11 protein-coding genes are annotated in these 12181 nt (G+C 67.3%); 4 read left to right on the top strand and 7 right to left on the bottom strand.

Annotation, left to right across the window (positions count from 1 at the left end):
* Positions 1 to 44: 44 nt before the first annotated feature.
* Genes AXYL_RS29785 through AXYL_RS29770 form a run of 4 tightly spaced genes read right to left on the bottom strand, consistent with a single transcriptional unit; the run spans position 45 to position 3185 of the window.
* Complete coding sequence (locus AXYL_RS29785) at positions 45 to 818, bottom strand: SDR family NAD(P)-dependent oxidoreductase (RefSeq protein WP_013396606.1); 774 nt, start codon at positions 816 to 818, stop codon at positions 45 to 47.
* Positions 815 to 1534: an SDR family NAD(P)-dependent oxidoreductase gene (locus AXYL_RS29780; protein WP_013396605.1), complete on the bottom strand. Its 720-nt coding sequence runs from the start codon at positions 1532 to 1534 to the stop codon at positions 815 to 817. The genes AXYL_RS29785 and AXYL_RS29780 overlap by 4 nt, the downstream gene beginning before the upstream one ends.
* 10 nt (positions 1535 to 1544) lie before the next feature.
* Positions 1545 to 2441 (bottom strand): isocitrate lyase/PEP mutase family protein, encoded by an 897-nt coding sequence (locus AXYL_RS29775; protein WP_013396604.1) that lies wholly within the window; start codon positions 2439 to 2441, stop codon positions 1545 to 1547.
* A 21-nt stretch (positions 2442 to 2462) separates the two neighbouring features.
* Positions 2463 to 3185, bottom strand: coding sequence for a GntR family transcriptional regulator (locus tag AXYL_RS29770; protein ID WP_013396603.1), 723 nt, complete (start codon positions 3183 to 3185; stop codon positions 2463 to 2465).
* 296 nt (positions 3186 to 3481) lie between these two features.
* Here AXYL_RS29770 and acnA point away from each other — a divergent pair, with 296 nt between their 5' ends.
* Genes acnA through AXYL_RS29750 form a run of 4 tightly spaced genes read left to right on the top strand, consistent with a single transcriptional unit; the run spans position 3482 to position 9353 of the window.
* On the top strand, positions 3482 to 6175 hold the full coding sequence (gene acnA, locus AXYL_RS29765; protein ID WP_013396602.1) for an aconitate hydratase AcnA: 2694 nt from the start codon (positions 3482 to 3484) through the stop codon (positions 6173 to 6175).
* 30 nt (positions 6176 to 6205) lie between these two features.
* A complete protein-coding gene (locus tag AXYL_RS29760; RefSeq protein ID WP_013396601.1) occupies positions 6206 to 7567 on the top strand; it encodes a dihydroorotase in 1362 nt (453 codons plus the stop codon).
* 33 nt (positions 7568 to 7600) lie between these two features.
* On the top strand, positions 7601 to 8329 hold the full coding sequence (locus tag AXYL_RS29755; RefSeq protein WP_013396600.1) for an isochorismatase family protein: 729 nt from the start codon (positions 7601 to 7603) through the stop codon (positions 8327 to 8329).
* A 22-nt stretch (positions 8330 to 8351) separates the two neighbouring features.
* Positions 8352 to 9353 carry a CobW family GTP-binding protein gene (locus tag AXYL_RS29750; RefSeq protein ID WP_013396599.1) on the top strand — a complete coding sequence of 334 codons (1002 nt, stop codon included), beginning with the start codon at positions 8352 to 8354 and terminating at the stop codon, positions 9351 to 9353.
* A gap of 34 nt (positions 9354 to 9387) precedes the next feature.
* On the opposite strand, the gene AXYL_RS29745 is transcribed toward AXYL_RS29750, so the two are convergent.
* The 3 genes from AXYL_RS29745 to AXYL_RS29735 are packed head-to-tail and all read right to left on the bottom strand — an operon-like array spanning position 9388 to position 12111.
* Positions 9388 to 10194: an N-acyl homoserine lactonase family protein gene (locus AXYL_RS29745; RefSeq protein ID WP_013396598.1), complete on the bottom strand. Its 807-nt coding sequence runs from the start codon at positions 10192 to 10194 to the stop codon at positions 9388 to 9390.
* Positions 10191 to 11423 carry an alpha/beta fold hydrolase gene (locus AXYL_RS29740; RefSeq protein WP_013396597.1) on the bottom strand — a complete coding sequence of 411 codons (1233 nt, stop codon included), beginning with the start codon at positions 11421 to 11423 and terminating at the stop codon, positions 10191 to 10193. The genes AXYL_RS29745 and AXYL_RS29740 overlap by 4 nt, the downstream gene beginning before the upstream one ends.
* A complete protein-coding gene (locus tag AXYL_RS29735) occupies positions 11368 to 12111 on the bottom strand; it encodes a GntR family transcriptional regulator (protein WP_013396596.1) in 744 nt (247 codons plus the stop codon). The genes AXYL_RS29740 and AXYL_RS29735 overlap by 56 nt, the downstream gene beginning before the upstream one ends.
* Between the last annotated feature and the right edge of the window lie 70 nt (positions 12112 to 12181).

Below are 12181 nucleotides of genomic sequence, written 5' to 3'. Positions count from 1 at the left end.
TTGTAGTGTGATGTAAGCCTTGCGTGAAGTTGGCGGCGGCTGCGCTAGAGCGCGGTGTATCCGCCGTCCGCGCGTATGTCCGCGCCCGTGATGAACGAAGCGGCATCGCTGATCAGGAAAACTGCTGTTTGCGCGATTTCGTCGGTGGTGCCGAGGCGTCCGGCGGGATACTTGGCCGACAGCGCGGCGCTGGCGGCTTGCGCGCTGCCGTAGCGCGCGACCAACCGGCTGGTGAGCACCGCGCCTGGAGAAAGGCTCAGGCCGCGGATGCCGTCGGCCGCATGGTCCACCGCGATGGCGCGTGCCAGCGCGATCAGGCCGGCCTTGCTGGCGCCATAGGCGCCGCGGCCTGGCGCGGCCACGCTGCCCAGCTGCGACGCGATGTTCAGCACCACGCCGCCGCCGGCCCGCGCCATGTGAGGGATGGCGTACTTGCTCATCAGCCACGCGCCGGTCAGGTTCACGTCCAGCGCCTGTCGCCAATGTTCCAGCGTCAAGTCCGCGACCTTGTTGCCCGGCGTGACGGTGGCGGCGTTGTTCACCAGAGCGTGGATGGCGCCCCAGTGCGCGGCGGCATGTTCGATTGCGGCGCGGGTGGCGTCCGCATCGGTCACGTCGCAGACGCGCGTCAGCACGCGGGCATCCGGCGCGCCCAGTGTCTGGCGGCATTGCGCGAGCGATTCCAGATCCCGGTCCAGCAAGGCCACGCGGGCGCCGGCAAGCAGGCAGTGCGCGACGATCGCCTGGCCCAGTCCGCCGGCCGCGCCGGTCACGATCACGGTCTTGCCATCCAGTGCGGGTGTGGCTGTCGTCGTCATAGCGGCATCGTTCCCAGCGAGGCGCCGCCGCAGACATAAAGCGTCTGTCCGGTGATGGCGCCGGCCTGCTCGCCCAGGAAGAAGGCGATGGCCGCGGCGACTTCGCGCGCTTCGATCAGGCGTCCCAGGGGCAGATCGACCCGCGGCGGCGCGCCGCGCTGCGGGTCGTGCAGCATCGGGGTATCGACCGCGCCAGGCGCGATCACGTTGACGGTAATGCCGCGGCCGATGAGTTCGGCCGCCAGGCTGCGCGCCAGGCCTATCTGCGCGGACTTGGTCGCGGCATAGGCCAGGCGCTGCGCGCGTCCCAGCACGGCGCGGCTGGACACCAGTGCGATGCGGCCGCGGCCGTCCGGCAGTTGCGGCGCCAGCGCGCGGACCAGCGCCATCGGCGCGGCCCCGTGCAGCTGCCACAGCAATTCCGTGTCTTCCGGGCGCGTATCCAGCGCGCCGCCGGTGCGCACCACGCCGGCGCAATGCGCCAGCGCGGTCGGGGCGCAGTCGTCCAGCAGGGCGCACAGGCCGCGCAGCGCGGTGGCGTCGGCCAGATCGCAACGCAGATGGCGATACTGCCCATGGTCCAGGATGGCGGCAGGCGCGATGTCCACGCCCGTCACCCGCCAGCCGGACGCCAGCAGCAGTTCGGCCAACGCCAGGCCGATGCCGGACGATGAACCCGTCAGGACGCAATGCGCCTGCGCATTCCGCTCAGTCATGGCGAGGTACTCAGTCGGCCAGCGTCGTCAGGCGCTTTTCCATGGCGCGCATCTGCTCGTAGCCCATCAACTGCATGATGTCTTCGATGCCCACCAGCAGGTCGGGGCGGTCGGCGGGTTCACCGCTGGCGATCACGCCCTGCATCACTTGCAGCGCCTGTCGCATGCCATATATGGCGGCGGCCGGCAGCATGCGCGGCAGGCTGATGCGCTTGACGCCGATTTCCTTCAGGCGCGGCAGGGGGATCAGGGGCGTGGTGGGGCGGTTGCGGATGCCGAACCCCATGTTGACGCTGACCGGGATGCCGGCGGCGTCCACCAGGCGCTTGATGTCGTCTTCGGTGCGCACGGCGTCGGGGAACAGCATGTCGGCGCCGGCGCGGGCATAGGCGCGGGCGCGCTTGACCGCGCCTTCGATGCCTTCGATCGCGAGGGAGTCGGTGCGAGCGATGATGACGAAGTCATCGTCGCGCCGCGCCAGGCAGGCGGCCTCGATCTTCTTGACCATTTCCGCCTCGCTCACCACGTCCTTGCCGGGCATGTGGCCGCAGCGCTTGGGGCTGACCTGGTCTTCCAGGTTGATGCCGGCGACGCCGGCTTCCTCGAACATCTGCACCGTGTGATAGACGTTCACGGGGTTGCCATAGCCGGTGTCGGCGTCGGCCGTGAGGGGGATGGAGACGGAGCGCGCCAGGTGGCGGCAGTGGGTGACGTTTTCCGACAGCCCCATCACGCCGATATCGGCGATGCCCAGCAATGCGTTCGACACGGCCGCGCCGCTGGTGCAGGCGGTCTTGAAACCCGCGGCTTCGACCAGGCGGATGCTGTATCCATCGTACACACCGGGGGAGACGATGAAGGGTTCGTTCTTCAGCAATTGCCGGAACTGGTGGCGCGGGTTGTTCATGTCGTACTGCTCCAAAGAGTGTCAGGCAGCGGAGACGGGGTGCCCGGCGATGCCGGACGCTCCTTCCGCCAGATGTTCAAAAAGGTGTTGCGCCGCGCGTTCGATGTGCGAGCGCATCAGCGATTCCGCCAGTTCGGCGTCGCGCGCGCGGATTGCGCGCAGGATTTGCCAGTGCTCGGCGTAGGCGTCGTCCTTGCGCTCCAGCACCGTGCCGGAGTGCCGGCGGTAGACGCGCAGCAGGTGATAGAGGTCGCCGCAAAGGGCGTTGATGATGCGGTTGTTGCCACTGGCGCGCACGATGCGCTCATGGAAGTCGAAGACACGCGGCGCCGCGGCGCCGCCATTGGCGGCCTCCAGGCGGCGCTGGCGATCCTGCTCCAGCTCGACCAGCAACTGCGCGATTTCCGCATCGCTCATGCGGCGGGTGGCCAGGTTGCAGGCCACGCCTTCCAGCGCCATGCGCATTTGGAACAGTTCCAGCGCGGACTCCGCCGATAGCGTCACCACGCGCGCCTTGATATAGGGCTCGCGCGTGATCAGCTGGATCCCTTGCAGGCGGCGCACCGCCTCCCGCACCGGGCCGCGGCTGACGCCGAATTCCTGGGCCAGCGCGACTTCATTGATGACGCTGCCCGGGGCCAGCCGGCCTTGGTAGATGGCATCCAGCACCTGGTCGAAGACCACGTCGGCCAGCGGGCCGGTGGCGTCTTCCTTGATGGCGATGGAGGTCGTGACGGTGTTCATAGTGTTGACAGCCTATCAAAGAGGTCTAAAAAGTGTCAACTCTTTTGGAGTTGGAATTGTTATGGGCGTAAGCCAGGTTTGCCTGGCCTATACGGATAATTTATCTATTTTACCGAGAAATTTACGGGTTATCCCTGGGTCTGAATGGAGGATTAATCTATCTACACTTGCGTCAGAACTCCACGGAACTGTTTTTGGTTAGTCTTTTCTGTCCCGTGTCTCTGCTGTAGTGTTGACACTATTGTTTCGCAAGCCGTAAGATGGACCCAGTTGAGATTTTCCCGATTACCGCTGCCATGATCCAGTCTTTCTCCTGTTGCGGCAGGACGCTGCGCTACGCGGACCTGTCCGCTGCCGCCCTTGTGGCGGGCCGCGACATCGCCGCGTATCCCTATGTCATCCGCGTGTTGCTGGAGAACCTGCTGCGCCACCGCGCCTGGGGCGCTGCCGTTTCCGAAGAAGAAATCGGCAGGCTCTGGGATTGGCGCGAACATCCCGGCGCCGACTTGCCGCTGCATGTGGCGCGGGTGATCCTGCCCGATTCCAGCGGCCTGCCGGTGCTGCAGGACCTGGCGGCGTTGCGTGATGCAGTGGCTCAGGCGGGCGGGGACGCGGCGCGGGTGGACACCCGGATTCCCGTGGACCTGATCGTGGATCACTCCCTGCAGGTCGACCATTGGGGCGACGCGGGCGCGGTGCAGCGCAACCTGCGCCGTGAATTCGAGCGCAACGACGAGCGCTACCGGTTCCTGAAGTGGGCGCAGCAGGCCTACCAGGGCCTGCGCGTCATCACGCCCGGCATCGGCATCATCCATCAGGTCAACCTGGAGTACCTGGCGCCGGTGGTCGCGCGCCAATCGCGTCCGGATGGCGACTGGGCCTACCCCGATTTCGTCATCGGCGGCGACTCCCATACCCCCATGGTCAACGCCTTGGGCGTGCTGGGCTGGGGCGTGGGCGGCATCGACGCCGAGGCGGCACTGCTGGGCCATGCCTACACCTTTCCGATTCCGGAGGTAGTGGGGGTGCGGCTGCGCGGCGCCATCGAGGCGCCCGCGCTCACCACCGACGCCGCCCTGCTGATCACACAGCAATTGCGCGCGGCGGGCGTGGTGGGTTGCATGGTCGAATTCTTCGGCCCCGCGGCAGAGGCGCTGGGCGTGCCGGAACGCGCCACCATCGCCAACATGGCGCCCGAGTACGGCGCCACCTGCGGATTTTTCCCGATCGACGCCCGCACGCTGGACTATGCCCGCATGACCGGGCGGGGCGAGGAACAGCTGGCGCTGATCGAAGCCTATGCGCGCGCCAACAGCCTGTGGCGCGAAGCCGGCGCAGCCGCACCGGCCCATAGCCGGGTGATAGAGATCGACCTGTCGGCGGCGCGCCCCAGCGTGGCTGGTCCGCGCCGGCCGCAGGACCGCATGGACGTGGGCGACGTCGCGGCGGACTTCCGCCGTCGTCTGAACATGTCGCTGGCCGAAGGCGGATTCGGCGTGGAGGCGGCGACCGCGCACCCGCCCAGCCGCGCCTCCCTGGGCCACGGCTCCGTGGCGCTGGCGGCTATCACTTCCTGCACCAATACCTCCAATCCCAGCGTGATGCTGGCAGCCGGCCTGGTCGCGCAAAAGGCGCTGGCGCTGGGCCTGACACCGCCTGTCTGGGTCAAGCGTTCGCTGGCGCCGGGTTCGCGCGCCGTAACGCGCTATCTGGAATCGGCCGGCCTGCTGGCGCCTTTGCAGGCGCAAGGTTTCCACGTGATCGGCTATGGCTGCACGACCTGCGGCGGCAAGTCCGGCCCGCTGGATGCCACGGCGGCCGATGCCATCGCCGAAGGCGGCCTGGTGGCGGCCGCGGTGCTGTCCGGCAACCGCAATTTCGAAGGGCGCATCCACAAGCTGCTGCGCGCCAACTACATAGGCTCTCCTGCAATGGTGGTGCTGTATGCGCTGGCCGGCAGGATCGATGTGGATTTCGAACATGAGCCACTGGGTCCGGGCGCCGATGGCGTACCCATCTATCTGCGCGATGTCTGGCCCAGCCAGGAGGAGATCGCAGCCTTGCTGCCGCTGGCCGCGGACCCGGCGTTGTTCGCCGAGGTCTATGACCCGGCCAGCCTGGACAGCGCCATCTGGCGCGACCTGCAGGCGCCCTCGGGACTGCGCTTCCCCTGGGATCCGGAATCGCAATACCTGGTCGAGCCGCCTTTCTTCAAGACCGAGCCTGGCCGCGATGCGCTGGCCGACCTGGAAGCCAGCCTGACGCGCGGCCGCGTGCTGGCCGCGTTCGGCGATTCGCTGACGACCGACCATATCTCGCCCAGCGGCGAGATCCCGGCGGACACCCCGGCCGGCGCGTACCTGATCGACAAGGGCGTGACGCCGCGCGATTTCAACACCTATGTAGCGCGCCGCTGCAATCACCATGTGATGACTCGCGCCACCTTCGCCAACATCCGCATCAAGAACGCCATGGTGCCCGGCGTGGAAGGCGGCGTGACCCGCCATTACCCCAGCGGCCGGCGCATGGCGGTGGTCGACGCGGCGCAAGCGTATCGCGCCGCAGGCGAGGCCAGCGTGATCCTGGGAGGCAAGGACTACGGCATGGGCAGCAGCCGCGACTGGGCCGCCAAGGGCTCGGCGCTGCTGGGCGTGCGCGCCGTGATCGCGGAATCCTTCGAGCGCATCCATCGCGCCAATCTGGTGGGCATGGGCGTGCTACCGCTGGCGTTCGTGGCGGACGAGGGCTGGCGCCAACTGGGTTTGACCGGCGCGGAAAGCCTGCGCTTCGAGAACGTGGCCAAGGGTGTGCTCCAGGGCGAGCCCATCACCGTCATCGCCGAGGACGGCGAGCGCCGCATCGTCTTCCATGCCTACGCCCAGGTCCTCACGCACGCCGAACGCAAGCTCATGGCGGAAGGCGGCATCCCGGCCAGCGTCCTCAACGGCTTCTTGAACGACACGGAGGCCGCGGATGCGGCCCATTGCTGACAACGCGCATCACTCAGGACACACGACATCATGCTGGATCTGCTACTCACCAATGCAAGACTGTTTTTGCCTCAGCAGGGCCTGACCGAAGGCGTGCTTGGCGTCATCGATGGCCGCATCGCCATCATTGCCGAGCCGGGTACGCCGCTGGAAGCTCGCGAGACCATCGATTGCCAAGGGCTGTGGGTACTGCCGGGACTGATCGATCCGCACGTGCATTTCGGCTTTGGCTCGCCCGAGACCGACTTCGAAACCGAGTCGCGCTTCGCCGCGCTGGGCGGCACCACCAGTGTGTTGTCGTTTCATCGCTCGGCGGACATCCGTGAATCCTTTGACAAGGTGCGTGACCGCGCCCTGTCGCAAAGCTGCGTGGATTTCGGCTTCCATTTCGGCATCACCAGCAATCTGCATGTGGAGACGCTGGAGGAAATCTCGCGCCGCTTCAATGTGAATTCCTACAAGCTCTACATGATGTACAAGGGCGCGGCGGGCCTGTCCAAGGGCTTTACCGACATTGACGACGGCCTGCTGTATTCGGCGCTGCGCGCCACCGCCGCGATCCCCGGCGCGATCATGGGCGTGCACTGCGAAAACGTCGAAGTGATTCCGGTCCTGCGGGACCCGCTGCGAGCCGCGGGCCGCGACGACCTGAAGGCCTGGAACGAACAGAGCCCGGACTTCCTGGAAGCGGAAAACGTACACCGCGTCTGCTACTTCGCCGCCAAGACCGGCGCCGCGGTCAACATCGTGCACCTGAGCAGCCGCGAAGCGCTGGACGAGGCGCGGCGCCACCGCCGCACGCCGGACGCGCCGCCCATCTACGTCGAGACCTGCCCGCACTACCTGTTCCTGAACGACGAATCGCCTGCCGGGACCTATGCCAAGGTCAACCCGCCGGTGCGCGGGCAAGGCGATGTGGACGCCATGTGGGAAGGCGTGCTGGACGGTTCCATCACCACCATCGGCACCGATCACGTGCCGCGCAAGCGCGCCACCAAGGACACGGACATCTGGGCTGCCAGCAACGGCTTCCCCGGCACCGGCCTGATGCTGCCGATCCTGCTGCACGAGGGCTACCACCGCCGCGGCGTGCCGCTGGAAACCCTGATGAAGGTCTGCACCGAAAACTCTGCCCGCATTTATCGCATGCCGGGCAAGGGCAGCATCGAGATCGGCAAGGACGCCGACCTGGTGCTGGTGGACCCGGACCTGGAGCGCACCGTCGATCCCGCCACGCTCGAATCCAATTCCGATTATTCGCCCTACGAGGGCATGACCCTGAAGGGCTGGCCCGTGCGCACCCTGGTGCGCGGGCGCACCGTGGCGCTGGACGGCCGCATCACCGATGCCGCGCGCAGCAACCCGGGCGGCCGCTATCTCAAGCGTCTTTGAACTGAACCTACTCTCTTTCTGGCAGGCATTACCATGAGCGAAACCAAGCGAATCTGGGACGACTTTCTGACCGAGCGCGACAAGCAGGTGCTGGCGCAGGCCGGTTACGGCAAGCGCGGCGGCTTCGGCAAGCGGCCGGCCCTGTTCATCATCGACGTGCAATACAACTTCTGCGGCGACACGCCCGAAGACATCCTGGAAGGCCTGAAGCAGTACCGCACCCACTGCGGCCGAGAAGCCTGGGACGCGGTCGCGCATATCGTGCCGCTGCTGGAGCTGGCGCGCGACAAGAACATTCCGGTCTTCTACACCGAAAGCGGCCGCCGCGCCGACTTGCTGGACAGCGGCGTGCAGGTGGGCAAGAACCATCGCGGCGGCGAAAAGACCGTGCTGGCCAATACCCACGCCACCCAGACCGTGGAGCCGCTGGCGCCGCGGCCGCAGGACATCCGCATCACCAAACAGAAGCCGTCCTGCTTCTTCGGCACCATCTTCATGAGCCACCTGAACTTCCTGGACGTGGACACGCTGATCCTGGTGGGCTGCACCTCGTCGGGATGCCTGCGCGCCACCACGGTGGACGCCTATTCGTACAACTTCAAGGTCATCATTCCCGAAGAGGCGGCGTTCGACCGCTTCCAGGCCAGCCATGCCATGAGCCTGTTCGACCTGAACTGCAAGTACGCCGACGTGATTCCGTCGCGCGAGGTGCAGGACTACCTGCGCAACCTGCCCGCGCCTGCTGGCGCGGACCAGGCCTGAAGCGCGGCAGGGAGCGCGCGTCATGGCCGTGACTGCCGCCGGACCGCTGCCGGTCTATTTGCTGACGGGCTTCCTGGGCAGCGGCAAGACCACGCTGCTGTCGCGTCTGGTGCGCAGCCCGCGCTTTGCCGACACGGCAGTGATCATCAACGAGTTCGGCGAGATCGGCCTGGACCACATGCTGGTGGGCCGCGCCGACGACAGCGACGTGGTGTTGCTGGATTCGGGCTGCCTGTGCTGCGCGGCCACCAGTTCGCTGCAGGACACGCTGGAGTCGCTCTATTACCGGCGCCAGCGCGGGGAGATTCCCGCCTTTACGCGGGTGGTGGTCGAAACGTCCGGGTTGGCGGATCCCTGCCCGGTCATCAACACGCTGGCGGCGGATCCGCTGATCGCCCGCCATTACCGTTTCGGCGGCGTGGTGGCGACGGCCGATGCGCTGCATGGCATGGTGACGCTGGACGCCTATCGCGAAGCCAGCACCCAGATCGCCATCGCCGACCGAATTGCGCTGACCAAGACCGATCTGGCCGATGAGGCCGCCATAGAGGCGCTACGGTCTGCGTTGCGCGGCTATAACGCCAGCGCACCCATCCGCGCGGTGTCGCCGGATACCGTGGATGAGGATGCGCCTGCGCTGTTTGATGGACTGCGGCCCGAGCATCTGGACGCAGCCGTGCTGACGGCCGCGGCGCCGCTCGCCGCAGGGCCGCTGGCGCATGTGCTGCGCTATGGCATCGTGTCCTACGCCTTCCCGCAGAGCCGGCCGGTGGGTTGGGAAGACTATGCGCGCTGGACCCGGCACATGCAGCGGCATATCGGTGACCGCCTGCTGCGCGCCAAAGGCTTGCTGCGCTGGACGGACGGCACCTTGCGCGCGGTGCACGGCGTGCGGCACGTATTTGCAACGCCCGAGCCCGTCACCGTGCCGGAAGGGGTGTGGCAGAAGGGGGCCATGGTCCTGATCGTGCAGGACCTGTCGTCCGAAGATGTGGACGAGGCGATGCGGCCGCTGGATTTGTGAGTTTGTCCGGCAGCCTCGGCTGAAGCGATCGCGCTCAAGAAGGATTGCTGGCGTGGCCCAGATGCAGTGCCACTACTTCGGTGCCCATGCCAGCCAGGCCCGGATACCGCGTCCTGACCTGAGGATCGTGTCCCGGCACGATATGGTCCGGCGATTCCGCGAATTTCAGCAGGATCTCGTAGCCCGCCAGCATGTCGGCAACGTTGTCGACGATGGGAAACGGCGCGTCCCGCCCCATGTTGTCGTAGTAGTGGCTGGCATCCGAGGCCAGCACCATCCAGCCGCGCGCGGTGTGCACGCGCACGGCCTGCAGCCCGCGCGTGTGGCCGCCGATGTGCAGCAGTTGCAGGCCCGGCGCGATCTCGTCGTGGCCGTGGTAGAACGCCACGCGCTTGTCGTACACGCCGCGCACCACGTCGACCACGTCTTCGACCGCGTAGGCGTGGCGCAGCATGTCGAAGCGCATATTGCAGCCGCAGGCATAGTGCAGCTCGCTTTCCTGGAGGTGCAGGCGGGCGTGCGGCAGCTTGCGGATGTTGCCCGCATGGTCGTAGTGCAGATGCGTGACGATGACGTCGCGGATGTCGGCGGGCGCGATGCCCAGCTTTTCCAGCGCGTCTATCGGGCAGCGCAGGAACTCGCGGCCGCGCGCCCGGGCCGCCTCTTCATTGAATCCGGTGTCGACGAGATAGACGCGTGCGCCATGGCGGATGACCCAGACGAAATAGTCCATCGGCATCGGGCCGTCGTGCGGGTCTGGGGGCGTGATGAAGTTCTGGCTGCGCCGGCGCGCCACCGTGGCGTAGCGCAGGGCATAGACTTCGTAGCGGGGCAGCGTCATGCGGTGGCTCCGGTAGTGCGCAGGCGATCCAGCTCGGGCCGCAGATAGTCCAGCAGGCGTTGGGGGTTCTCGACCATGGGGAAATGTCCCAGTTCCGGCATGGCCTGAAAGCGCGCGCCGCGGATCAGGGCCGCCACCCGGCGGGAATCCTCGGGGCTGGCTGAATAGTCGTAGGCGCCCGTCAACAGCGATATGCCGAAGGCGTCGGCGTTCAGGCCGGCCAGGTGCGTCGCGGCGTCGAAGTCTTCGCTGTAGAACCAGAGATCGTTGGCGTAGACATTGAAGCCGCCCTGCGAGTAGATCCAGGCCGCATCGCGCCGGGCCTGCAAGGTGGCGGCCGGACCCATCAGGCCGCGCACGTAGGCGGGATTGTGCGCAGCCTGGTTGACCTGGGGATGGCACAGCATCGGCGTGCGCCGGCCTGCGGCCTTGTAGGGCGCTTCCAGCGCGGCGACGCCGGCCACGTCGGCGGGGCTGCGCGCGGCGACCACCAGCGCCATCGCCGCGCCCATCGAGCAGCCCAGCAGCACGGCCGGCGCGCCCGCCAGCTGGCGGATCACCGCGAGACAGGTCTGCAGATAGGCGTCGCGGGACAGGCCCTCTTCGGTCCAGGCCTGGCCCGGCAAGGGCATGCTGCGGCCGTGCCCGGGCATGTCGAAGGCGATCATGCGCCATTGCCGGCGCAGCCCGGGGTCGGTCATCAGCGCATGGTATTGGCGGGAATCCGCGCCCGCCGTGTGCAGCATCAGCAGCGGCGGTCCGGCGTCGAGCCCGCTGGTTTCATAGTAGAGGGAGGTCCGGGCCGGGCCGATATCGAGGGTGGCGTAGGCGCCGGTAATCGGGCTGCGGTCCAGCAATTCGGGCGCGGCGGCGAGTTGGCCGCGCAGGATCTCGAATAGCCGTTCGAGCGGGTGCAAGGCCTGGGCGACGGCCAGCGCATCGCCGGTGACGCGCAGGCCCTGTGCCTGGCGGCGGGCCGCGGTAAAGGAGTGGTAGCCCGGGGGCGGGGCGTCGCTGAGCAGCTTGTGCCAGGTTTCGGGAGGGGCGCTGACGACGATGCATTGCGAGGGGGCGGCGGGCTGGCCGGCCCAGGCCGCTATCTTTTCATCCGGTCCGGGGCCTGCTTGCAGCCAGATGGCGCAGGGCAGGCCGCGGGCGGCCAAGATGAATTCGCTATCCTGCTGCGCCAGGGCTGCCCCGGCCTTTAGTTTCTGGACGATCGCCTTCACTGTCGGATGTCTCCTGTTGCTGGCGCTTGAGCACTTCGAGCGCGGTGCGTTGCGCGTTCACGATATGGCTCTGCGCCGCGCTTTGCGCGCCTTGCGGGTCCCGAGCCTGGATGCGCTCGAAGATCAGATCGATTTCGGCCATGCTTTCCGGCAGGCGGTCAGCGCGCGCGAACGAAGTGGCGCGCAGCAGGTTGATGCGCGACAGCAGGCCCGGCAGCATGTCCTTGACCAGATCGTTGTCGCAGCCGCTCAGCAGCACGTCGTAGAAATCGCGCTTGGCCGCCAGCAGGGCCGACTTGTTGCTGCCCTTGGCCTGGCGGTGCAGGGCATCCACCGCCTTGCGCAGTCGCTCGACGTCGGGGTCGCTCGCCAGCCGCGCGAATTCATGCGCGGCATAGCCTTCCAGCAGGGCGCGCAGGGCGTAGAGGTCGCGGGCGGCCTTTTCGGTGATGCGCACGACGGTGGGGCCGCGATGCGGTTCGATGGAAATCAAGCGTTCGGCTTCGAGCGTGCGCAGCGCTTCGCGCAGGGTGCTGCGGCTGATGCCGAGCTGATCGCACAATTCTTGTTCGCGCAGGCGTTCCCCGCCCTTGATCCGTCCGTCCATGATGGACGCGCGCAGGAATTCCTCCACGCGGGTGCGCAGGGTGCCGGGTTTCTCGAATACCGCGCCTGTCGGGCTGGCCATGGCTGTCTCTCGCTTATCCTGGCGGCAAGTCCGCGCGTCGGCGGGGGCTCATGGCCGCGCCGCGGCGAAC

It is taken from the genome of Achromobacter xylosoxidans A8, from assembly GCF_000165835.1.
Taxonomy (GTDB): domain Bacteria; phylum Pseudomonadota; class Gammaproteobacteria; order Burkholderiales; family Burkholderiaceae_B; genus Achromobacter; species Achromobacter xylosoxidans_B.
The sequence above is the reverse complement of the archived record's forward strand: the minus strand, read 5'-3'. Positions and strand labels throughout refer to the sequence as shown.

What these genes read in the sequence shown, in the direction of transcription:
- AXYL_RS29785 (WP_013396606.1), bottom strand. Translation starts at nt 818, where the DNA reads ATGACGACGACAGCCACACCCGCACTGGATGGCAAGACCGTGATCGTG.
- AXYL_RS29780 (WP_013396605.1), bottom strand. Translation starts at nt 1,534, where the DNA reads ATGACTGAGCGGAATGCGCAGGCGCATTGCGTCCTGACGGGTTCATCG.
- AXYL_RS29775 (WP_013396604.1), bottom strand. Translation starts at nt 2,441, where the DNA reads ATGAACAACCCGCGCCACCAGTTCCGGCAATTGCTGAAGAACGAACCC.
- AXYL_RS29770 (WP_013396603.1), bottom strand. Translation starts at nt 3,185, where the DNA reads ATGAACACCGTCACGACCTCCATCGCCATCAAGGAAGACGCCACCGGC.
- acnA (WP_013396602.1), top strand. Translation starts at nt 3,482, where the DNA reads ATGATCCAGTCTTTCTCCTGTTGCGGCAGGACGCTGCGCTACGCGGAC.
- AXYL_RS29760 (WP_013396601.1), top strand. Translation starts at nt 6,206, where the DNA reads ATGCTGGATCTGCTACTCACCAATGCAAGACTGTTTTTGCCTCAGCAG.
- AXYL_RS29755 (WP_013396600.1), top strand. Translation starts at nt 7,601, where the DNA reads ATGAGCGAAACCAAGCGAATCTGGGACGACTTTCTGACCGAGCGCGAC.
- AXYL_RS29750 (WP_013396599.1), top strand. Translation starts at nt 8,352, where the DNA reads ATGGCCGTGACTGCCGCCGGACCGCTGCCGGTCTATTTGCTGACGGGC.
- AXYL_RS29745 (WP_013396598.1), bottom strand. Translation starts at nt 10,194, where the DNA reads ATGACGCTGCCCCGCTACGAAGTCTATGCCCTGCGCTACGCCACGGTG.
- AXYL_RS29735 (WP_013396596.1), bottom strand. Translation starts at nt 12,111, where the DNA reads ATGGCCAGCCCGACAGGCGCGGTATTCGAGAAACCCGGCACCCTGCGC.